24 protein-coding genes are annotated in these 20635 nt (G+C 73.4%); 14 read left to right on the top strand and 10 right to left on the bottom strand.

Annotated elements, in window-relative coordinates:
* Window positions 1–95 precede the first annotated feature (95 nt).
* From OG937_05560 to OG937_05550, 3 genes are all read right to left on the bottom strand, one after another.
* On the bottom strand, window positions 96–647 hold the full coding sequence (locus OG937_05560) for a YrhB family protein (GenBank protein WUD71191.1): 552 nt from the start codon (window positions 645–647) through the stop codon (window positions 96–98).
* A gap of 50 nt (window positions 648–697) precedes the next feature.
* Window positions 698–1213, bottom strand: coding sequence for an SRPBCC family protein (locus OG937_05555; protein ID WUD71190.1), 516 nt, complete (start codon window positions 1211–1213; stop codon window positions 698–700).
* A gap of 139 nt (window positions 1214–1352) precedes the next feature.
* Window positions 1353–1994, bottom strand: coding sequence for a TetR/AcrR family transcriptional regulator (locus OG937_05550; GenBank protein ID WUD71189.1), 642 nt, complete (start codon window positions 1992–1994; stop codon window positions 1353–1355).
* Between the two features lie 135 nt (window positions 1995–2129).
* Between OG937_05550 and OG937_05545 the strand changes: the two genes are divergently transcribed.
* A complete protein-coding gene (locus tag OG937_05545) occupies window positions 2130–2867 on the top strand; it encodes an SDR family NAD(P)-dependent oxidoreductase (GenBank protein WUD71188.1) in 738 nt (245 codons plus the stop codon).
* 51 nt (window positions 2868–2918) lie between these two features.
* Here the strand turns inward: OG937_05545 and OG937_05540 are convergent, their stop codons facing one another.
* Window positions 2919–3611, bottom strand: a complete 693-nt coding sequence (locus OG937_05540; GenBank protein WUD71187.1) for a GntR family transcriptional regulator — start codon at window positions 3609–3611, stop codon at window positions 2919–2921.
* A gap of 195 nt (window positions 3612–3806) precedes the next feature.
* Here OG937_05540 and OG937_05535 point away from each other — a divergent pair, with 195 nt between their 5' ends.
* The 6 genes from OG937_05535 to OG937_05510 all read left to right on the top strand — a co-directional run bounded on the left by OG937_05535 (window position 3807) and on the right by OG937_05510 (window position 10308).
* A complete protein-coding gene (locus OG937_05535) occupies window positions 3807–4388 on the top strand; it encodes a hypothetical protein (GenBank protein WUD71186.1) in 582 nt (193 codons plus the stop codon).
* 3 nt (window positions 4389–4391) lie between these two features.
* The gene (locus OG937_05530) at window positions 4392–5066 is read left to right on the top strand and encodes a DUF5987 family protein (GenBank protein ID WUD71185.1); all 675 of its coding nucleotides are present in this window, start codon (window positions 4392–4394) and stop codon (window positions 5064–5066) included.
* Window positions 5063–6712 (top strand): GMC family oxidoreductase, encoded by a 1650-nt coding sequence (locus OG937_05525; protein WUD71184.1) that lies wholly within the window; start codon window positions 5063–5065, stop codon window positions 6710–6712. The genes OG937_05530 and OG937_05525 overlap by 4 nt, the downstream gene beginning before the upstream one ends.
* Before the next feature lie 273 nt (window positions 6713–6985).
* The gene (locus OG937_05520; protein ID WUD78636.1) at window positions 6986–8194 is read left to right on the top strand and encodes a transposase; all 1209 of its coding nucleotides are present in this window, start codon (window positions 6986–6988) and stop codon (window positions 8192–8194) included.
* Window positions 8195–8234: 40 nt separating this feature from the next.
* Window positions 8235–9155 carry a MerR family transcriptional regulator gene (locus OG937_05515; protein WUD78635.1) on the top strand — a complete coding sequence of 307 codons (921 nt, stop codon included), beginning with the start codon at window positions 8235–8237 and terminating at the stop codon, window positions 9153–9155.
* 175 nt (window positions 9156–9330) lie between these two features.
* A complete protein-coding gene (locus OG937_05510; protein WUD71183.1) occupies window positions 9331–10308 on the top strand; it encodes an ABC transporter permease in 978 nt (325 codons plus the stop codon).
* Window positions 10309–10401: 93 nt separating this feature from the next.
* On the opposite strand, the gene OG937_05505 is transcribed toward OG937_05510, so the two are convergent.
* A complete protein-coding gene (locus OG937_05505; protein ID WUD71182.1) occupies window positions 10402–11196 on the bottom strand; it encodes an SDR family NAD(P)-dependent oxidoreductase in 795 nt (264 codons plus the stop codon).
* A 55-nt stretch (window positions 11197–11251) separates the two neighbouring features.
* On the opposite strand from OG937_05505, the gene OG937_05500 reads away from it, so the two are divergent.
* Together OG937_05500 and OG937_05495 are read left to right on the top strand one after the other, a co-directional pair.
* Entirely contained in the window at window positions 11252–12658 is a 1407-nt protein-coding gene (locus OG937_05500) for an amidase (protein WUD71181.1), read from the top strand.
* Window positions 12659–12663: 5 nt separating this feature from the next.
* On the top strand, window positions 12664–13233 hold the full coding sequence (locus OG937_05495) for a TetR/AcrR family transcriptional regulator (GenBank protein ID WUD71180.1): 570 nt from the start codon (window positions 12664–12666) through the stop codon (window positions 13231–13233).
* 15 nt (window positions 13234–13248) lie between these two features.
* Here the strand turns inward: OG937_05495 and OG937_05490 are convergent, their stop codons facing one another.
* Window positions 13249–13809: an ester cyclase gene (locus tag OG937_05490; protein ID WUD71179.1), complete on the bottom strand. Its 561-nt coding sequence runs from the start codon at window positions 13807–13809 to the stop codon at window positions 13249–13251.
* A 127-nt stretch (window positions 13810–13936) separates the two neighbouring features.
* On the opposite strand from OG937_05490, the gene OG937_05485 reads away from it, so the two are divergent.
* From OG937_05485 to OG937_05470, 4 genes are all read left to right on the top strand, one after another.
* Window positions 13937–14551 carry a TetR family transcriptional regulator gene (locus tag OG937_05485; GenBank protein ID WUD71178.1) on the top strand — a complete coding sequence of 205 codons (615 nt, stop codon included), beginning with the start codon at window positions 13937–13939 and terminating at the stop codon, window positions 14549–14551.
* A 148-nt stretch (window positions 14552–14699) separates the two neighbouring features.
* Window positions 14700–14969, top strand: a complete 270-nt coding sequence (locus OG937_05480) for a hypothetical protein (GenBank protein WUD71177.1) — start codon at window positions 14700–14702, stop codon at window positions 14967–14969.
* Window positions 14970–15186: 217 nt separating this feature from the next.
* Window positions 15187–15330: a hypothetical protein gene (locus OG937_05475; protein WUD71176.1), complete on the top strand. Its 144-nt coding sequence runs from the start codon at window positions 15187–15189 to the stop codon at window positions 15328–15330.
* 49 nt (window positions 15331–15379) lie between these two features.
* Window positions 15380–15976 carry a chloramphenicol phosphotransferase CPT family protein gene (locus tag OG937_05470; GenBank protein ID WUD71175.1) on the top strand — a complete coding sequence of 199 codons (597 nt, stop codon included), beginning with the start codon at window positions 15380–15382 and terminating at the stop codon, window positions 15974–15976.
* Here OG937_05470 and OG937_05465 read toward each other — a convergent pair.
* Both OG937_05465 and OG937_05460 read right to left on the bottom strand, forming a co-directional pair.
* Window positions 15966–16805, bottom strand: coding sequence for a helix-turn-helix transcriptional regulator (locus tag OG937_05465; protein ID WUD71174.1), 840 nt, complete (start codon window positions 16803–16805; stop codon window positions 15966–15968). The two genes, OG937_05470 and OG937_05465, sit on opposite strands and share 11 nt — an antisense overlap.
* 253 nt (window positions 16806–17058) lie before the next feature.
* Entirely contained in the window at window positions 17059–17451 is a 393-nt protein-coding gene (locus OG937_05460) for an SRPBCC family protein (protein WUD71173.1), read from the bottom strand.
* Window positions 17452–17625: 174 nt separating this feature from the next.
* Here OG937_05460 and OG937_05455 point away from each other — a divergent pair, with 174 nt between their 5' ends.
* Entirely contained in the window at window positions 17626–18606 is a 981-nt protein-coding gene (locus OG937_05455; protein ID WUD71172.1) for a D-cysteine desulfhydrase family protein, read from the top strand.
* A gap of 13 nt (window positions 18607–18619) precedes the next feature.
* On the opposite strand, the gene OG937_05450 is transcribed toward OG937_05455, so the two are convergent.
* Window positions 18620–19381 carry an alpha/beta fold hydrolase gene (locus OG937_05450; protein ID WUD71171.1) on the bottom strand — a complete coding sequence of 254 codons (762 nt, stop codon included), beginning with the start codon at window positions 19379–19381 and terminating at the stop codon, window positions 18620–18622.
* A complete protein-coding gene (locus tag OG937_05445; protein WUD71170.1) occupies window positions 19378–20565 on the bottom strand; it encodes an MFS transporter in 1188 nt (395 codons plus the stop codon). The genes OG937_05450 and OG937_05445 overlap by 4 nt, the downstream gene beginning before the upstream one ends.
* Window positions 20566–20635 lie beyond the last annotated feature (70 nt).

The following is a 20635-nucleotide window of genomic DNA, read 5'->3' as shown; positions in this document are numbered from 1 at the left end:
CTTCGCCCGTGGGGACGATCGTTCGGCTGAAGCCCCACGGAGCCCCTCGCCGGGGGCGACCGCCACCGCGGCCCCGCAACGTAGACCGGCGCCGGTCAGGTTCCCCCGTCCTGACCGGCGTCTTCGCGCTGCTGGGGGACGGGCCTGATCACGGGCTCCCGGTACGGCACCAGGGCCTCGCTGACGACGGCGAGCGCACGCCGAGGGGCGGGGCGGACGGCCTGAAGGGCCGTCACGTAGGCCAGGGCGTCGGCGGGGGTGAGCGCCGGTATCCGTTCCCGCAGCTCGACCATGGCGAACACACGGCCGCGGGCGGCCACCGACGTGCGTATCCCGTCGTCCAGGTCGTCCACCGCGGTCCGTACGGGCAGTCCGCGGACACGGGCCCGGTACTCGCCCTCCCATCCGCCCATGAGGTAGTCCACGGGGCCGATCGCGTGCATGCGGCCGTCGGCACGGTCCACCAGGTACGGTCCGTTGCCGGCCAGGAGTTGCTTCGCGTCGCCGCTCCTGACGTACTCCGCGGACTGGTAGACGACGACCCACACCAGTTCGTGCTCCTCGGCCTCCACCACCGCCATGCGCCCCGGGAAGCACCGGTCCAGGTGCTCCTGGACCCTCCGGACCGCGTCCTCGCGCTCGATCATGCGGGGAGCATCCCGCAACCGGCGCAGACCGGGCCAGTCGTCCCTTGGTCCTAGGTCCCCGGCCTGCACGAGGCCCTGCTCTCCTGCGCGGCGGCCTTCAGCATGCGGAGTATGTCCTCGTGGCCCCTGCGGAGCCGTGCGCTGTCGTAGAACAGCGTGAGGAGCGGCCCGGAGAGCGACTCCTCGATCGTGACGACCGTCCGGCCGTCGTCCGTGGGTGCCATCCGCATCCGGTCGACCGCCTTCATCCAGCCCATCGCCAGCCCGGTCCACGACAGCTCCCGCTCGGGCGCCACCACGGCGAAGGAGGACGTGATGGGCGTCCCCCGCAGCTTCCAGCGGAAGCGTGCGTCCGGTACCACGGCCCCGAGCTCGACGACGCGGGCGTCGGAGCGCCACGTGTTCCAGGCGCGCAGGTCGCTGACGAGCCGCCACACCGCGGCGACCGGTGCGTCAACGGTGACCGAACTGGTCGACCTGACCGGCGCGCGCTCGTCCAGCCGGCCCTTCTTCGCGTACTCCTCGTGCAGTTCCCCGAGCGGCGGGCCCGCGGAGAACAGCTTCATCCCCATCCCCCGTCGAGAGCAGTGCTTATCAATGAGAGCAATGCTCTCTCATGGGCATGGGTGCGGTCAAGACCCGCCGGCGGCATGCGCCGGCGGGCCCGATGTTCCGCTGGTCGGGAAAGGGGCGGGTGCGCGTGCCCTACGGCGACGTCGTGGGGTCGGCGATCTCCAGGCGCGCGGGCGGCGGTTCCGGCAGGGGCCCGGAGTCGGTGGCGCGCAGCCCGTCGAAGGCCAGCGCGAGGTAGCGGCGCCACGCCTGCGGCTGGATGGGGAGCAGCGGTGCCGCCGTCTGGTGGATCCCGCCGAGCAGCAGGACGACGTCGGTCCCCGTGATGTCGCCGCGCACGGCGCCTTGCTCGCGCGCCCGGGCCGTGAGCGCCTCGGCGGCGTCGCAGAGTAGGGCGATGCGGTCGCGGACCTCGGCGTGCTGCAGCGACGGGCGGCCGATCACCTCGCAGAACGCACGGTCGGTGGCGAGCGCCTCGACGCCGTCGGTCATGAACTCGCGCAGCGCCGCCCCCGCGTCGTCGGCCTCCAGGAGGCGGCCGGCCGAGCCGATGAGCTGGTCGAGCAACTGGAACATGATCGCCGCGAGGAGGTCCTCCTTCGAGGCGAAGTGCCGGAAGACCGTGCCCTTGGCCAGGCCTGCCCGCTGGGCGATCTCACCGATCGGCACGTCGACCCCGCGCTCGGCGAACGCCGCCGTCGCCGCCTCGAGCAGCAGGCGTCGGTTGCGCACCATGTCCGCCCGCTGGCCCGGAGTGGCTGTCGTCCCGCTCATTCCTGCCTCCTCCCAGGTGTGGAGCATATCACCAACGTGACCGGAGGGTCAGGTTAGCTGTTACGCTCAACATGACCCGGCGGTCATATTCTGCCCGGGTCGCGAACCACGAACACGAACTCCTGGGAGAACAACGTGAGCGGCACCCTGGAAGGCAAGGTCGTCCTCGTCACCGGCGCGTCCTCGGGCATCGGCCGGGCCACGGCCATCGCCCTGTCGAAGGCCGGCGCCCTGGTCGCGGTCGGGGCCCGGCGGGCCGACCGGCTGAAGGACCTCGTGCAGGACGCCCCTGGCGAGATGCTCGCCCTCGATCTGGACGTCACCGACCACACATCGGTGCGCGACGCGGTCGCGGCGACCGTCGAGCGCTTCGGAGGCCTCGACATCCTGGTCAACAACGCGGGCGTCATGCTCAGCGGCCCGATCCTCGGCGCGGACACCACCGAGTGGACGCGCATGGTCGAGACCAACCTGCTCGGCTCGATGTACGCGGTCCACGCCGCCCTGCCCCACCTGCTGGAGCGCAAGGGGGCCGTGGTCCAGGTCTCCTCGACCTCGGGGCGTACGGCGACGGCCGCGAGCGGCGTGTACTCGGCCACCAAGTTCGGCGTCACCGCCTTCGCGGAGTCGCTCCGTCAGGAGGTCACCGAACAGGGCGTCCGGGTCGTCCTCGTCGAACCCGGCTTCGTCTCCACCGAGCTGACCAGCCACATCACCGACCCGGCGATCCAGGCCATGGCGAAGAGCATGGCCGAGTCCATGCGGACCCTGCAGCCCGAGGACATCGCCGCCGCCGTCCTGTACGCGGTCACCCAGCCCGACCACGTCGCGGTGAACGAGATCCTGATCCGGCCCACCGACCAGGCCCGCTGACGCGGCCGGCCGCCGCGGACCGAGGACGCTTTCCGCGGCGGCCCGCCCTGCTCACGGCGACTCCAGCGCCTCCAGCATGATGCGCTGCGTCCCGGCGAGGTACGCCTGGGCCGCCGTGCGGGCCGTGGTCGCGGCACCGTCGATGACGGCGGTGACGAGGGGTTCCAGGCGGGCGGCGGCCTCCGCCGGGTCGCGGAAGGGAGCGACGAGGCGGGCGCGCAGCGGCAGGTAGGCGGCGAAGAGGGTGTTGGTGAGGAGCACGTAGACGCGGTTTCCGGTGGCCTGGGCGAGGGCGCGGTGCACCTCGGCGTCGGCCAGTTGGACGGCGTCGGGGTCGGCGGCGGTGCCGACGGCGTCCAGGAGGGTGCGCAGCCGGGCGCGTTGCGGGGGAGTGGCCTTGACGGCGGCGCGTTCGGCGATCAACGTGCCGACACCGGCACGGACTTCGAAGATGTCGGCCAGCCATCCGGGGTTGTGCCGTACGAGCATGGGCAGCAGGTCCGCACCGCCGAGGCGCAGGTAGTCGCGGACCCGGGTGCCGACGCCGTGGCGGGTCTCCAGGAGACCGGCCTGGGTGAGCCGGCCGAAGGCGTGCTTCACCGTGGTACGGGTGACGCCGTAGCCCTCGGCGAGGCGGTGTTCCGGGGGCAGCAGGGTGCCGGCGGGGTGGGTGCCGCCCAGGATGTCCTCCTGCAGGCGGCGTTCCAGCACGTCGACGATGGTCTCGCGGGGCAGTGGCTCCACCGTGGTCGTCCTCTCGAAGCGGTCCGGTCCAAGCCCACCGAGCAACGGGGCGCCGCGTCAACATACTCAGGCAGTGGATGAGCCACTCATTCAATGAGTCTATGTGCAACCTCTTGCCCTGACGTCGCGTCAGCGGCATCCTGCGTGGTGCCCAGGCCCCGTACGCCCCGTCCCCACGACCGCCGGAGTCTGCCCATGCCCCGCTTCCGCCGTTCCTCACGCCTGCTGACCCTGGCCGCGGCCGTCCTGTTCGCGGCGACCGTCACCGCCCCCGCCTCGGCCAACGCTCCCGACCCGTACTCCGAGCCGCCGTTCGCCGCCGCCTGCGACTGGCACACGTACGGGGAGGGCGAGACCCCCGACCCGTGGCTCTGGCTGTCCGACCCGGTGTGCGTGGAGTACTCCAAGCGCGACATCACCCTCGACAACGGCGGCGCCGTCCGCTTCCTGCTCGCCGAACCCGCGCGCTTCGCGCTCGCCCTCCCCGTGTGCCGCTACTACCAGCGCGACCACTGGAGCGTGCAGTCCACCACCGGCGCGGTCCCGTACGTCTCCTGGGACGGCCGCTACTGGTTCGACAAGCGCAACCGGCGTGCGGCGATGCTCCTGACGAACTTCCGGCTCAACGGGGTCACCGTGGGCATCGGCGACCTGGTGGCCGCGCTGCGTCCGCAACTGCCCGAGGTCGCGGACGTCCTGGACGCGTACGGGGACGAGGCCGGCGAGAGCGGGCTCTCCGTCACGCTGCCCTTCAGCCTCCTGTGCGCGGGGTGGTAGCCGATGGAGCCGCTCCCCGGCATCGACCGGCGCGCCATGCTGCGCGGTCTGGCCGCCGCCGTTGCCGCCCTGCCCGCACTGGGCACGATGGCGGCTCCCGCCGCGGCCGCTCCCGCCGCGGCCGCCACGCTCGGCTCCTGGCCGGTCTCCACCCTGGAGGCCTTCGCCGACACCCTCGTGCCGGGGGAACGACGTTCCCCCTCCGACCGCGCCATCGCCGGTGCCGCCTCCGGCCCGGGCGCCGTACAGGCCGGCGTCATCACCCTGCTCACCTCGCCCGACCTCCCGCTGAACCCGCTCCTGCCGGGCATCGCGGCGCTGCTGGACGCCCGCGCCACCGCCTACGCGATCAGCCGGCTCATCCTGCTCCCGCTCGACCGCCCGCCTTTCGTCGGCCTCTCCTTCGACCACCGCACCACCCTGGTCACCGGGCTCTTCCGGGCCGACGACCTGGACCGCCCGATCTGGCAACTGCTCGCCTTCCTCGTCGGCCTGGCCTTCGACACCGCCGCCCACCGCCACACCGCGCAGGCCCTCGCAGAGGGCCACCCCGGTCTGGTCTGGACCGGCTTCCCGCAGCCCGACGCCGACGGCCTGTGGCGCTACCCGTCCCACTCCTACGGCACGGCCCTCGCCGAGCCGCACCCCGCGACCACCCCCTCCGGGAGCCCCGCATGAGCCCCCAGACCACCGATGTCCTCGTCATCGGCAGCGGCTTCGGCGGCGCGATACCCGCCTACCACCTCGCCGCCGCGGGAGCCCGGGTCACCGTCCTCGAACGCGGACCGCGACTGGCCACCGAGGACTTCACCCACGACCTCGACCTGGGCGCGTATCCCCGCATCGTCGACGTGATCAAGGGCGACGGCATCTCGGTCGTCGCGGGCAACTGCGTGGGCGGCGGCAGCGTCGTCTACTTCGCCGCGTCGCTGCGCGCGCCGTCCTTCGTCTTCGACCGGCGCGACGCGTCCGGACGGCGGCTGTGGCCCGCCTCCCTCAGCCGCGCCGCCCTCGACCCCTGGTACGAGCAGGTCGAGCAGGCCCTGCCCGTGACGAAGCTCGACTGGCCCGACGTCTCGTACGCGGGCGGCGTGCTGGCCGCCGCCTGCGACCGCGCCGGGCACACCTGCAACCCGGTGCCCGTCGCCGTCGACCGGGCCCGCTGCACCGACTGCAACTGGATGCTCTCGGGCTGCCGCTTCGGCGCCAAGCGCTCCATGCTGCTCAACTACCTGCCGGCCGCGGAGGCCCACGGCGCCGAGATCCGCCCCCTGCACGAGGTGCAGCTGATCCGCCCGTCCACGGTGCCCGGATACCGCTACGCCGTCGACTACACCACCGTCGACCCGGCGGACTACACCTGCCCCACCGGCGCGGGCACCCTCCACACCAAGGTCTTGGTACTGGCCGCGGGCGCGGTCGGCACACCGGTCCTGCTGCAGCGCTCGGCGCTCGCCCTGGGGGGAGTCCCGCCGGCCGTCGGCGGCTACTTCTCCGGCAACGGCGACCGGGTCAGCGTCGCGGAGCTGGACGAGGGCAAGGTCCGCTCCCTGCTCGGGCTGGCGCGCAGCGCGACGGTGGCGTACGAGGCGCTGCACATAGGGATGCCGATCACCGCGGCGTCCTTCGACCGCCTCGACGCCCGGGCGCCGGAGTTCTCCCGCTTCACCCTCCAGCAGATCTACTTCCCGACCGTCACCAACTCCCTCGCGCAGACCGCCGGTGGGCGCTGGTCGGGCGTCGCCAAGAAGCAGATGCGGGCCCGCTGGCGCTCCTGGCTCACCGTGCTCGCCATGACCGAGGACGAGGCCGAGGGCAGCTTCGGCGTGCCGCCCCTCACCGGCAGTTTCACCCGTCTGGCCAACGGGCTGGGCCTCGGCACCATGCGGTTCGCACCGACGGCCGGCACGCGGCGCGGCTGGTCCGAGGCCGACACCCACGCGCGGGCGGTGCTGGAACGGGACGGCCTCGCCACCGTCCGCCCGTGGAGCGAGGACGTGGCGGGCACGGTGACCGCCCACCCCCTCGCCTCCTGCCGGCTCGGCGACTCCGCCGCGATCTCCGCGCTGACCGAGCTCAACGAGCTGCGCACCCACCCCGGCCTCTTCGTGACGGACGGTGCGGCCGTCCCCACCTCCCTCACCGTCAACCCCTCCCTGACCATCGCGGCCCTCGCGGAACGTGCCTGCCCCGCCATCGCCGCCCGCTGCGCCCAGTACGGCGTCGCCGTGCGCTACGCGCCGAGCGATCCGCTCACCGGCGCGACCCGCGGGGGCGACATCGCGGCGGCGGCCCGTGCCGTCGCGGCCCGCGCGGGGGCTTGAGCCTCCCCAAAGGGAGACGGAAGAGAAGCGTATGCACGGGTGTGCGCTGTCGCGTCACCCGGGATCAGAGCGGTTCTTCACTGCGCGATGCGCTGTTGGCGATCTTGAGAGGCGCGTCGTGGGCCGATCCGGCGATGTGTACCTAGGAGCTGGACCGCCGGTCGGGAGGTGTCCTTTGGCGGAGTCCGGAAACGACGTGGCAAGCAGGAGAAGAGGAGGCGACGGTTCGTGCGGGTGTTCTGATCGATATCGGAGTTGTGTAGCGTGATCGGGGTGCAGCTTCGGTACAGCTTCCGTCTGTACCCGAGTGCCGGTCAGTGCGTCGCGTTGGCACGGGCGTTCGGGTGTGCGCGGGTGGTCTACAACGACGCACTGCGGGCTCGGGAGACTGCTCGTAGTGAGGGGCTGCCGTTCCCGAAGACCGGGGACCTGTCGAAGGCGCTGATCACCGAGGCGAAGAACACCCCGAATCGGGCGTGGCTCGGCGAGGTTTCGGCGGTCGTGCTGCAGCAGTCTCTGCGGGACCTGGATGCGGCGTACCGGAACTTCTTCGATGGGTTGAAGGGCAAACGTCCCCGCATGGGCGCGCCCCGTTTCAAGTCGCGGAAGGACACCCGGCAGGCTGTCCGGTTTACCGCGAACGCCCGTTGGTCCATCACGGCGGGCGGGAAATTGCGGCTGCCGAAGATCGGCGATCTCAAGGTGAAGTGGTCGCGGCCGCTGCCTTCGGTGCCGTCCTCGGTGACGGTGGTTAAGGACAGTGCGGGCCGGTACTTCGCGTCGTTCGTGGTGGAGACCGGCCCGTCGGAGATGCTGCCGGAGGCGACGCCCGAGGTCGGGATCGATCTGGGGCTGGGACACTTTGCGGTCCTGTCCGACGGCACGAAGATCGACAGCCCGCGCTTCCTGCGCCGGGCCGAGAAGCGCCTGAAGAAGGCGCAGCGCGCCCTGTCCCGCAAGGAGAAGGGCAGCAAGAACCGAGACAAGGCCAGGATCCGCGTCGCACGGGCACACGCCTGTGAAGCCGACGCGCGCCGCGAGTTCCACCACCAGCTCTCCACGAGGCTGATCCGCGAGAACCAAGCGGTGGCCGTGGAGGACCTGGCGGTCAAGGGACTCGCCCGCACGCGCCTGGCCAAGTCCGTCCACGACGCCGGATGGTCGGCGTTCGTGGCGATGCTGGAGTACAAGGCCGTCCGGTACGGGCGCACCTTCATCCGGATCGGCCGCTTCGAGCCCACGTCTCAGGTGTGCTCGCAGTGCGGCGTCAAGGACGGCCCCAAACCGCTGCACGTCCGCATCTGGACCTGCGGGGCATGTGGGGCGGTTCTGGACCGGGATGTGAACGCGGCGGTCAACGTCGCCAAGGCGGCCGGACTGGCCGTGTCAGCCCGTGGAGCGCAGATAAGACCAGGACTCGTCCCGGCACCGCGCAACGAAGCGGGAACCCACCCGACACCACAGCCCATCACGGCACGGTAGGCGGGAATCGTCGTCTCCGGGACGGCGAGGACGCCAATCGATCGGTGACCTGGCCCGGCGCACCGGGCTGACGGTCAAGACCATCCGCTTCTACTCCGACCGGGGGATCGTGACACCGGCCGGCCGCAGTCCGGCCGGCTACCGTCGCTACGGCGACGAGGCCCTGGCCTGGCTGGAACTCGTGCGGACCCTGCGAGAGCTGGGACTCGACCTGGCCACGATCCGGCGGGTCGTGGACCGGGAGCTGTCCCTGCCCGAGGTCGCGGCGGCCCACGCCGCGGCCCTGGAGGCGCAGATCCGCACGTTGCGGCTGCGGCGCGCGGTGCTGACGGCCGTGGCCCGGCGCGGGTCCACCCCGGAGGAGACGGAGCTCATGCACGAACTGGCCAGGCTGTCCGCGGCGGAACGCGGACGGCTCATCGACGACTTCCTCGACGCCGTCCTCGGCGGACCCGGTGACTTCGCCGACGCCCCCGCGCTCGCGGGCCTGCGCCGCTCCCTCACCCCGGCGCTGCCCGAGGACCCCGAGCCGGACCAGGTCCAGGCGTGGGTGGAGCTCGCCGAACTGTCGCGGGACCCCGGCTTCCGGGCCACGATGCGCCGGATGGCCGGGGAGCACGCGGCCGACCGTGCCCGAGCCGGGACCACGTCGCCGCGCCGCGACGTCGTCGCGTCGGTCGGCGAGCGGGTCGGCTCCGCCGTGGCCGCCGGTGTCGACCCCGCCTCCGACCGGGCGCGTACGGTCGTCGCGGCCGTCGCCGCGGAGTACGCGGACCTCCTCGGCGCCGCGGACGGCACCGAGCTCCGGCGACGGCTGCTGACCCGTCTGCGGACGGCGTCCGACCCGCGCCGGGAGCGGTACGCCCGGCTGCTCGCGGTGGTCAACGGCTGGCCCGTCCTGGAGAGCCGCGGGCCCGTCCTCGACTGGGTCGTCCGCGCCCTGGAGGCCGCCGCCGTGTGACCGGACGGCTCGCCGGGCCCGCCACTCCGGTGCGCCGGGCCCACGTCCCGTCAGGTAGCGGGGGTGGATCACCGGCAGTAACTTGGGCGGCGGGTTCGCCCCGCACCCCCGGCCGTGCCGCGAAGCCGCCGGGGACGGGCCTCGGCCTTTCGGAGGGCGCGATGAGGGTAAGCCGATGACTGCCCCCTCCGGGCTGTCACGTTTCCGGCCGGCCGTGGTCATCGTCCTGCTCCTGGCGGTGGGCGCGGGGCTGTTCGCCGGTTCGTACAGCTTCGCCATGGCGCATCCGACACCGCATCACGTCCCGATCGGCGTCGTGGACGACTCCCCCCAGCTGCAGAAGTTCGTGGCGGGCATGGACTCGGGCCTGAGCACCGAACTGGTGCAGCGCCGCTTCGCCACGCGGGCGGCCGCCGTCGACGCCGTCGACCGGCAGCATGTGTTCGCCGTGGCGCAGACCAAGGCCGGGGGCGGCGCCGTCTCGTTCGACCTGGTGCCGGCCGCGGGGGCCTCGGTGGCGCGCGTGCTGGCGGCGGCCGCCCCGGTGGCGGCCGCGCAGGCCGGGGTGCGGCTGAGCCTCGGCGACCTCAGACCGCTGCAGCCCGGCGACCCGCAGGGACTCGCGATCTTCTACATCACGCTCGCCGCGGTCATCGTGGGCTTCCTCGGCGCGGTGCAGCTGACCGTGCACGCGTCGGAGCTCAGGCCGCTGGAGCGTTTCCTGACGATCGTCGCGTATTCCGTGCTCGGAAGCCTGTCCATCGTCGCGGTGGTGGACTGGGGGCTGCACGTGCTGCGGCTGCCCTTCCTCCAGTCCTGGGCGATCCTGACCCTCACGATGGTGACCTCGGGGCTGGTGTTCACGGCGTTCTACATGCTGTTCGGCAAGTGGGCGATCCTGCCGACGTGGTTGCTCATGGTGCTGCTCGGCAACCCGTCCTCGGGTGGGGCGGTGTCCTGGCTGCTGCTGCCCGAGCCGCTGGGGGCCGTCGGCCGCTGGCTGCCGCCCGGGGCCTCGGTCAACGCCCAGCACAACGCGATCTACTTCGCCGAGAACCAGTACGCCTTCCCGTACCTGGTGCTCTTCGGCTGGGCGGCGGCGGCCGCCGCGGTGGCGTGGACCTGGCGGCGGCGCCGGTACCCGCAGATGTGAACCGCCCGGTCGTGCCGCGCGGTGCCGCACCCGTACGGCGGCCGCGCCGTCCGGCAGCGGCGCGCACGTTTCCGGCCTGCGGCGGACGGCCGCTCAGCGGCGGTGTCGTTGCGCGGTCACGATGTCCCGCGTCGCACGCTCGGCGGATCCGCTGAGCCGCTGGACGCGGGCGGCGAACACCGGGAACTGTCCGGCGACGGCGCTGAGCAGGCGCAGCTCGGGCGGGGCCACGTTCACCTCGCCGAGGTTGCGTTCGACGGCCCGGACGACCCCCGCCGTGACCTGGCGCGGGGTCACGGTACGTGCCCCGGCGGGCGCCTTGGCACCGGTGTCGGCGAACATGCCCGCGTCCCGGACGAATCCGGGCTGGACCAGTGACACCCCGACACCGGTGCCGTGCAGGTCCTCGCGGAAGCCGTGGGCGAAGCCGCGGAGGCCGAACTTGGTCGCGCTGTACAGGGAGGTGGACCGCGAGGCGGCCTTGCCGGACAGCGAGCCGATGAGGACGATGTGGCCCCGCCCGGCCTCGACCATGGCCGGCGCCAGCAGCCGCGCCAGCAGGACCGGTGCCCGCAGGTTCACCATCAGGGCGCGGTCGAGCTGGTCGGGGGAGTAGTCCAGCAGCTCGCCGCTGCTCGGCAGGGCGGCGTTGGCCACGAGGACGTCGACGCCGGCGCACTCGGCGGCCAGCCGCTCCACGTCGGCGCGGTCCGCGAGGTCGGCGGGGACGGCCCTCGCGTCCAGGCTCTTGGCCAGGGGTTCGAGGACGTCGGCGCGGCGCCCGCTGAGGGTCAACCGCGCGCCCCTGGCGGCGAGTTCGCGTGCCATGTCCTGGCCGAGCCCACCCGTGGCACCGGTGAGCAGAACAGTTGCACCGGCGATGCGCATCCGTCTAACCTCCCGTCTCGTTCGTTCGAACGAACAATAGGGAGAGGGGGCGGCCGTGTCCACTGCCCGTACCGAGGGTCTGGCGGCGCAGGCCCGGGCGCTGCGCGAAGGCGAAGTCACCGCGGCGGAGCTGGTGCGCGTGACGCTCGACCGCATCGACGCCACCCAGCCGACCGTCAACGCCTTCCGCCGCGTTCGCGCCGAGGCCGCCCTGGCGGAGGCCGAGGAGGCCGACCGGCGGCTGGAGCGGGGCGAGCGGCTGCCGCTGCTGGGCGTCCCCGTCGCGATCAAGGACGACACGGACCTGGCGGGCGAACCGACCGCGTTCGGCTGCGCCGGGGTCTTCCCGGCCAAGTCCGAGGACGGCGAGGCGGTACGGCGGCTGCGCGCGGCCGGCGCGATCGTCGTCGGCAAGACCAACACCTGTGAGCTGGGGCAGTGGCCGTTCACCGAGGGCCCCGCCTTCGGCGCCACCCGCAACCCGTGGGACCTCGGGCACACGCCCGGGGGTTCCTCCGGCGGCGCCGCGGCGGCGGTGGCCGCCGGGGTGGTGGCCGGGGCGCTGGGCTCGGACGGGGCGGGTTCGGTCCGCATCCCCGCGGCGTGGACGCGTCTGGTGGGCATCAAGCCGCAGCGTGGCCGGGTCTCCACCTGGCCCGACGCCGAGTCCTTCCACGGACTGACCGTCAACGGCCCGCTCGCCCGCACCGTTGGCGACGCGGCGCTGCTGCTGGACGCCGCCGCCGGACAGCACCCGGGCGACCTCCACCGGCCCCCGGTCATCGCCGCCGTCGAGGCGGCCGGGCGCGAACCGGGCCGGCTGCGGATCGCGGTGTCCTGGCGGCCCCCGTTCGTCGCCGCCCGCGCCCCGCTCCACCCGTCCGTGCGCCGCGCGCTCGGGGACCTGGCCGACGCCCTCGCCCGGCTGGGCCACGACGTGGAGGAGGCCGAGCCGCGCTACGGCCTGATCGGACTGAGCTTCCTGCCCCGCGCGTTCGCCGGCATCAGCCAGTGGAGCGAACGTGTCCCGGACCGTACGCTTCTCGACCCCCGCACCCTGACCGCCTCCCGGAACGGGCGCCTGCTCGCCGGGACCGCCCTGCGCCGCGCCCGCCGCGCGGAGGGCGGCCAGCACCGCAGGATCGGGGAGATCTTCTCCCGCTTCGACGTGCTCCTCACCCCCGCCACCGCCACCCCGCCCCCGGCCGTCGGCGCCATGACGGGGCTGTCCGGGCGGCGGACCGACCAGGCGGTGATCGCGGCCTGTCCGTACGCCTGGCCGTGGAACGTGCTCGGCTGGCCCGGCATCAGCGTCCCGGCGGGCTTCGGCGACGGCCTGCCGGTGGGCGCCCAGCTCCTCGGTCCGGCCCACAGCGAGCCCCTGCTGATCTCGCTCGCCGCTCAGCTGGAGAGCGATCAGCGCTGGTACGAGCAGCGCGCCCCCGCCGCGGTGACAGAATGACGGGCATGCCCAACCCGGCCGGCACCCGCCAGAACATCATCAGCGCCGTCCTGCGGATCATCGGTCAGGACGGTGTCGCCGCGGTCACCAACCGGCGCATCGCCCAGGAGGCCGGGGTGTCCCTCGGCTCGGTGACCTACCACTTCGCCACGCAGCACGACCTGCTGCGGGAGAGCCTGCTGCACTTCGTGGAGGAGGAGACCGGCCGCTTCACCGAACTGGCCGCCCGGGGGCAGCAGGAGGGCATCGACCTCAAGGGCGCCGCCGCGCTGGTGGGGCAGGTCGCCGAGGGGACGGGCTTCGACAGCACCCACCTCGCGCCCTTCGAGCTGTACGTCCAGGCCGGCCGTGACCCCGCCCTGCGGGAGGCCGCGGCCGAGTGCTTCGCCGCCTACGACCGGCTCGCCGCGTCCGTGCTGACCGCCCTCGGCGTGCCGGACGCCGAGGAGGCCGCCTCGACGGTCGTGGCCCTGGTGTTCGGGATGCAGCTGCGCCGCCTGGCCACCGGCAGCTCGGCCGAGAGCCTGGTCGACGCGCTGCTCCTGCTGGCACGGGGCGCCTCGGGCGCCCGCTGACCCGGGCCCGCCGGACTACGCGCGCGCCTGCCCGGCCGCCTCGGCGGCGAGCTTCGTGACCTCGTCGGCGGCCCGCTTGGCGCGTCCGGAGACCTTCCAGGCGACCATGCGCAGCGCCACGGCCGGCGACGGGGGGAAGACGCCGAGCTGGCCCAGCATCGTGACGTCGTCGCGCAGCGCCTCGTGCCGGACGACCTTGCCGTCGCGGAGGTCGAGCAGGTGCACCTGCTCGAAGTCGACCTCGCGCCCCGTGGGAGGGATCGCCTGGTCGAGGACGCCGTCCCGGAAGCGTACGAACGGACCGGTGTGCCGTCCCTGCATGCGCAGCCGGATCCAGACCTGATCGTCGTTGCGGGCGATGCCCAGCACCGGGAAGCGCAGCCCGCTGAAGGCCGAGCGGAGCCACGCGCCAGAGGCCAGCGTCCCCGCCGGGCCGGGTGTCGAACAGGCCGGGGGCGAGACGGCCGCCTCCCGGTTGTGGTTGTCGGTGCCCACGACCTCGGCGGCCAGCGCCGCGTCGCCCGTCTCCAGGATCCGGAAGAGCCCTTCGGCCAGGTCCTTGGCGTCCATCGCCATCGTTCCCACCTTTCGCCCGCCCGTCCTGCGGGCCGGTCTCACCAGATGCGCGAGCCGCGCATCCGATATTGAGGTTATAGAGGACCGATTGGATAGGTCAAAGCGGCATCGATAGTAGGATGACGCCATGGTCACCAAGCGCGCTTACGTCTCCCCGCTCCGTGAACAGGCCGCGGCGCGGACGCGTGCGGTGATCCTTGAACAGGCGGAGCAGCTCTTCGCCGAACGCGGCTACGGGCGGGTGACCGTCGCGGACATCGCGGCGGCGGCCGGGGTCGCGTCGAAGACGGTCTTCGCGAGCGTCGGCAGCAAATCGGACATCCTGGACCGGATCGTCGACAAGGCCGTCGTGGGGTCCGGCTACGAGGGGGCCGTCGCCCGCATCCTGGCCGTACGGACGCCCGAGGGCGTCCTCCGGGCGCTCGCCGGCGGCACCCGGGCGGGCAACGAGAGCCAGTTCAAGGCGCACGAGGCGATTCAGAAGGCGCTGCCCGTGCACGAGAACGGCGAGGCGCTGTGGGAAAGGGCGACGGCGGACTACCGGGAGGCGCTGCGCGCGGTCGCCCGGCATTTCCTGGCGGTGAGCGCATCCGCCGCGCGCTACTCGCCGGAGGAGACCGCCGACCTGCTCTGGTTCTGGTTCGGCCCGACCGGCTGGCGCACGCTCGTGGTGGAGAACGGCTGGTCGTGGGACCGGGCCGAGGAGGTCCTGTACCGCACGGCGATGGCCGCCCTCGTGTGAAACCGCGGCTCCCCGAGCGTGGGGGAATGCGGGGGGAATGGCGTGATGACGCGTCACAAACCCGGTCTGGGTGTCACTCGTTAAGGCGATCCGTGGATTGACGGGCGTTCACCGGGGAATGCGTTCTGGCGAAAGGGAGTGATTCTTCATGGATTTGAAGATTCGCAGGCTCGTTTTCGGTGCGGGAATGCTGGGAGTCGTGCTGGGCACCGTGGTCGGGGTGTTCTCGACGGGCACGGTCTACAGCGTCGTCGTCGGCGCGTTGCTGTGCGCGACGGCCGGTGTCGTCGCGGTCCTCTACTGGGGCGAGCACGGAGGCGCCCGGCGCCGCCGGGCCCGGTGGGCCCAGCGGCCGGAGCAGATCCCGCACCCGCGGCGGTTCGGGCGGCTCGACGGCCCCGACGCCTTCCGCTACTGACCCGACGGGGCGCGGCGCCCGGGCTGGAACCGGGACGCGGGAGCGCCGGTTTCCCGGGCGGCCCCATACAACGCCCGAAGCGGGGAAGGCGGGCATCCGACGCCGCAGTGGAGGTGCCCATGTCGCCCGTGTCCCACCGTGTCCACGACCGCAGCCACCCGTCCGACGCCCTCGCCCGCCGCCGGCGAACGTCCCTGCCGGACGCGGAGGATCTGCGATGATCGCCGCATTGGTGCTCGGGCTGCCGGTGTTCCTGCTCGGGCTGATGCTCGTCCTGTCCGCAGTGGAGGACCGGATCGTGAGTCCTCCCCCCACCCAGTCGTCGGCAGGCCCCAACGCGCCCGGCACGCAAGCGCCGTAGGGCGACCGCCCACCACGCGCCTCGGCGGTCCGGCGGCGGAGGAGGCACGTTGCCCGAAGCCGACGCAACCACCGATGCCGGGGCAGCCACCGAAGCCGGGCCCGGCGGCCTCATCGTCTTCCTCAACGGGACGTCCAGTTCGGGCAAGTCGAGCATCGCCAGGGAACTGCTGCTCACCCTGGACGGGACCTACTTCCACATGCCGGTGGACGCGTTCCACGCCATGCGGTCCCGTCGCGAGGTGGGCCCGGAGGAACTGCCGGGCGTACTGCGGCGCACCTGGCGGGGATTCCACCGCGCGGTCGCCGGCATGGCCGCCGGGGGCAACAACGTGGTGGTCGACCACGTCCTCAGCGAGCCCTGGCGCCTGCGGGACTGCCTCGGGCTGTTCCCCCCGAGGGACGTCGTCCTGGTGGGGGTGCACTGCTCGCCCGGGGAACTCCGGCGGCGCGAGCGCGAGCGCGGGGACCGCCCCGAAGGCCTGGCGGCCCGTCAGTCCGGACTCGTCCACGCCCACGGCCTCTACGACGTCGAGTGCGACACGACCGAGGCCTCGGCGGCGGAGTGTGCCCGCCGCATCCGTGACTTCCTGCCCCGCAGGCCGTTCCCGACCGCGTTCGAGCGACTGGCGGCCGTCACCCGGTGAGTTCCTGGGTGCCGAGCACGGTGAGCAGCGCCAGGCGGTCGGCGTCCTCGGTGCCGGGTTCGGCGGTGTAGACCATGATGCGCAGGTCGCTGCCCGTCACGGTGAGCACGTCGCAGTCGAGGGTCAGCGGGCCCACGCGCGGGTGGTCGAGCGTCTTGCGGGCCGCCTCGTGGCGGCCGACCGCGCCGGCGTCCCACAGCCCGGCGAACCGCTCGCTGTGCGCGCGCAGGTCGGCGACGAGCCTGCGGACCCGCTGGTCGGCCGGGTAGCGGTCGGCGGCCGCGCGGAGGTCGGCGACGAGCGCCGATTCGAAGGCGGGCAGGTACTCCGGGGTGCGCCGGACCCGCCCGCCCCCGTCGACGAAGTGCTGCCACACCCCGTTGCGCTGGTTCCCGCGCCATCCGGACGGATCGCCCATGAGCGCCGCGTACGGGGGATTGGCCACCAGCAGCGTCCAGGACGCGTCGTAGACGGCGACCGGGGTGCCGGTCAGCCGGTCGAGCAGACGCTGGACGCTGGGCGTGATGTACGCGGGGACGGTGTCCGGCCCCGGGGGCGCCAGACCGGCCAGCTGGAACAGGTGCCCGCGCTCGTCCGGGGACAGCCGCAGCGCCCTGGTCAGGGCTTCCACGACCTGCGCCGAGGGATGGGAGGCCCGGCCCTGTTCGAGCCGGGTGACGTAGTCGACGGAGATCCCCGCCAGCTGGGCGAGTTCCTCCCGGCGCAGTCCCGGGGCACGCCGGTGCCCGCCGACCGGCAGCCCGGCGGCCTCGGGGGCCACCCGTTCCCGCCACCGCCGCACCGCTCTGCCGAATTCCGTCGCCGCCATGCCCCCAGTGTGCTGCGCGGGCCGGGTGGCTGCCTGGTACCCGGAGTGCCAGGAAGTACGGCGACGGTGGCGCGGGGCCGGCATGGGGCGACGGCCGACATTTGACTCAGTCCAAACTGAGATTTACGTTGGAGGCACGAGGGGACGGAGTCCGGGTCCGCTGGGACGTGCGTCATCCCGGGATCCGTCCTCTCGCACCGGCGGTGCGGCCGGCGCCGACAGTTGGCCCCGGCGCCCGGACGCGCCGCCGGACTCAGGCGGTGACCATGCGCGACAGACGGTGCAGGCTGTCGTCCAAGGCCTGGTCCACGACGTCCTCCGGCGGCGCGATGCTCTCGTCGAAGAACGACAGGTGGATGGTCACCTCGCTGGTCCGCTCGTCGGTCCGGTCCACCTGCAGCCAGCCCGCGTAGCGGTCGTCCTCGCTGGTGCCCCACTCCAGCCGTTTGTGCGCGCGGTCGGCCCGGAAGAGCGCGGCCGCGTCCCGTCCGGTGTCGTCGTCGTGCACGGTGACGGCGGGCGGTTCGGCGGCGCGGACGTGCAGCTCGTCGGGGAGCCAGGACTCGATGCGGCCGAGGTCCTCCGCCCGGTCGAAGACGCGGTCGGCGGAGGCCGTCATGTTCATGGAGCGCTCGAACTCACTCACGGCGATCCCACCTCCTCAGGGGGAGACTTCAAGTGTCCCTTCGCCCCGTGGAGGCAGCCACCGCGCGCCCTTCCGCCCTTCCGGAGCGGCGGGCCGCCCGGCAGCGCCCACAATGGACTCCACCGGCGTCCGGAACGCCGGTCACCGCCGCCGTCAGACCCTGGAGCGCAGCCGATGCCCGGCAAGATCACGCTGTCCGCCTGGCCCACCCCCGTCGAGCCCATGCCGCGCCTGGCCGCCGCCCTCGGCCTGGGCGCGGACGACCTGTGGATCAAGCGGGACGACCTCACCGGGCTGGGCGGCGGCGGCAACAAGGTCCGCAAGCTGGAGTGGACGGTCGGCGAGGCGCTCGACGCGGGCGCGGACACCCTGGTGACGGTCGGCGCGGCGCAGAGCAACCACGCCCGCCTCACCGCCGCGGCCGGCGCGCGCCTCGGGCTCGACGTCGTCCTCGTCTTCCCCGGCAAGGAACCCGAAGCCGGGTCCGGCACCGGCAACCTCGTCCTCGACGGCCTCTTCGGCGCCAGGGTCGTCTGGGCCGGCGACGTTGAGCCCGCCGACCTCGCGGGCGTCGCCGAGGAGGTGTGCGGGCAACTGCGCCGCGAGGGCGCGCTGCCCCACCTCATCCCCTTCGGCGGTTCCAGCCCGACCGGTGCCCGCGGCTACGTCGAGGCCGGCGAGGAGCTCCACGCCCAACTGCCCGACGTCGCCCACGTGGTGGTGGCCCTCGGCTCCGGCGGCACCATGGCCGGTCTCGTCGCCGCACTGGGTGAGGAACGGGTCCTGGGCGTCCACTGCGGCGCCGTGACCGGACCCGCCGCCATCGTGGCGGACCTGGTGGGGGCGGTCGCCCACCGTGCCGTCGCCGCGGACTCGCTGCGCATCCGCACCGACCAGGTCGGCGCCGGCTACGCGACGCTCCACGAACCGGTGCTGGAGGCGATGCGTACGGCGGCGGCCACCGAGGGCATCGCGCTGGACCCCACCTACACCGGCCGCGCCATGGCCGGTCTGGCCGCGGCGGTGCGCGACGGCGACATCCGCCGCGGCCGGCGCACCGTCTTCCTGCACACCGGCGGCCTGCCCGGGCTGTTCGGGCACGCCGAGGCCGTACGCCGCTCGGTCGCCGCGCTGCGGCCGTACGAACGGGGCTGACGGGCCCGGACGTTCACGCCCCGTCGCGCAGGACGGCGTCGACGAAGCGGCCGCGCGGCTCCGGGTTGCCGGTGAACCACAGGGCGAGCCGGTGCTCCGCGTCCGGGTAGGTGAGCCGGATGAAGCGCGCGCGGGAGCCCCCGAGCGCGGTGGCGACGGCCTCGGTGACGGCGGGCGGGATCACCGTGTCGGCGGCCGGGGTCGCCAGGACCGCCCGGCCGGAGAGGGAACGGAAGACGTCGAGGGCGGGCGAGTTCCGCCAGCTCTCCGGCGTCCGGATGATCTCGGTGAAGCCCGCCCCGAAGGGCACGGTCCACGCGTCGGCCGCGTACACGGCAGGAGCGCACAGGCCGACGGACGCCACCCGTGCACCGTAGTGCCGCGCCAGGTCGGCGACGGTCTGCCCGCTCATGCTGAAGCCGATCACGGCCAGGCGGTGCCGGGCCGGGACATGCCCGTCGATGACGGCCCGGGCCTGGAGGAACCGCCGCCTCAGGCTGGAGTCCGCGAGCAGGCCGGTGCTCTCGCCGTGCCCCGAGAAGTCGAAGGCGAGCGCGTGGTGACCCCGGGCGGCGACGTCGCCGAGCAGGCCGGTGAGCCGCTGCCTGTCGCTGGTTCCCGCGCCGTGCAGGACGACGGCCGTCAGCGGCCCGGCCGTACCCCGGCCGTCCGTGACCGGGCGCGCCGCCGTGCACTTGAGGGTCTCCCCGTCGCAGTCCACGGTGAACGACTCGATCGTGGCGGGGCTCCCGCCGGTGTGTTCCGTGCCGGTCATGCCGTCGAGACCTCCTGGTGCGCCGGGGCGGTGCGCGCGGGCGGCCGAAGGATGCCGGCCGCCGCGGCCGCGACGGCACAGCATGCCACGGGCAGCAGGAAGGTGATGTTGAGCGGCATCAGATGGGTCAGCGGCCCGATGACCGCCGGGCCGGCGAGCATGCCGAGGTAGCCGAGCCCGGCGACGCGGGAGACGTTGGCGCCCGCGGCGGCGGGGTCGGCGTGGCCCGCCGCGCTGAACAACTGGGGCACGCAGCCGGACAGTCCGGCGCCGAACACGGCCCAGCCGGCCACCGCCAGGGACACCCAGGGGGAGAGGGCCGCCGTGAGGAGCCCGGCCGCGGCCACCGAGGCGCCGCCCCGCAGGACGGCCAGGGGGCCGAGCCGCGTCGCCACGCGGTCCACGACGAACCGGCCGGCCGTCATGGCGGTGGAGAAGGCCCCGTAGGCGAGGGCGGCGGTGGCGGCCGGCGCGTCCAGCACGGTGCTCAGGTGGAGCGTGCTCCAGTCGTTGGCCACCCCTTCGCACATCATGATCATCAACGCGAGTACGGCGAGTGCCCAGATGCGCCGTGGCGTCCGCCGGCGGACCGGAGCCTTCGCATCCTCCGTACCGGGGGCGCGGGTTGCGGACCGCAGCAGGGCGGGTGCCGCCGCGACCGCGACGACGACGCCCAGCGCCGCGACGCTCCCGAGCGTCCACGCCGGGCTCCAGCCGCTGCTGAGCGTGCGCGCGCCCGCCAGCGCGGCCAGGACACCGCCGATGGAGAAGGTGGCGTGGAAGGCCGACATGACGGGCCGTCCGTAGCCGTGCTCGACCTGGACGGCGTGGGCGTTCATGCCGACGTCCAGGCTGCCGTTGCCGATGCCGAGCAGCAGGAGGGCGGCCCCCAGGGTCCAGGCGTCGCCGGCCAGACCCGGCAGGACGACGGTGGCGCTGCACAGCGCCGCGCTGACGGGCACGACCGTACGGGCACCGAGGCGGTCGGTGAGCGGGCCGACGATCTGCATGCCCGCGAAGGCCCCGGCGCCGAGCAGCAGCAGGAGCCAGCCGAGCGTGGCATGGCCGATCCCCGTGCGGTGCTCGATCTCCGGGATGTGCACGATCCACATTCCCAGCACGAAGCCGTTCAGCACGAAGTAGGCGAAGGTGGCCATCCGGGCGGCCCGAGGTGCGGTGTTCACGCTTTGAACATAGCGAACATCGATTACTTTCGAAACCTTGCCTTTTGAACATGGCTTCTGTTCAATGCGG

Origin of the sequence: Streptomyces sp. NBC_00510 (assembly GCA_036013505.1) — a bacterium.
Lineage (GTDB): Bacteria > Actinomycetota > Actinomycetes > Streptomycetales > Streptomycetaceae > Actinacidiphila.
The sequence above is the reverse complement of the archived record's forward strand: the minus strand, read 5'-3'. Positions and strand labels throughout refer to the sequence as shown.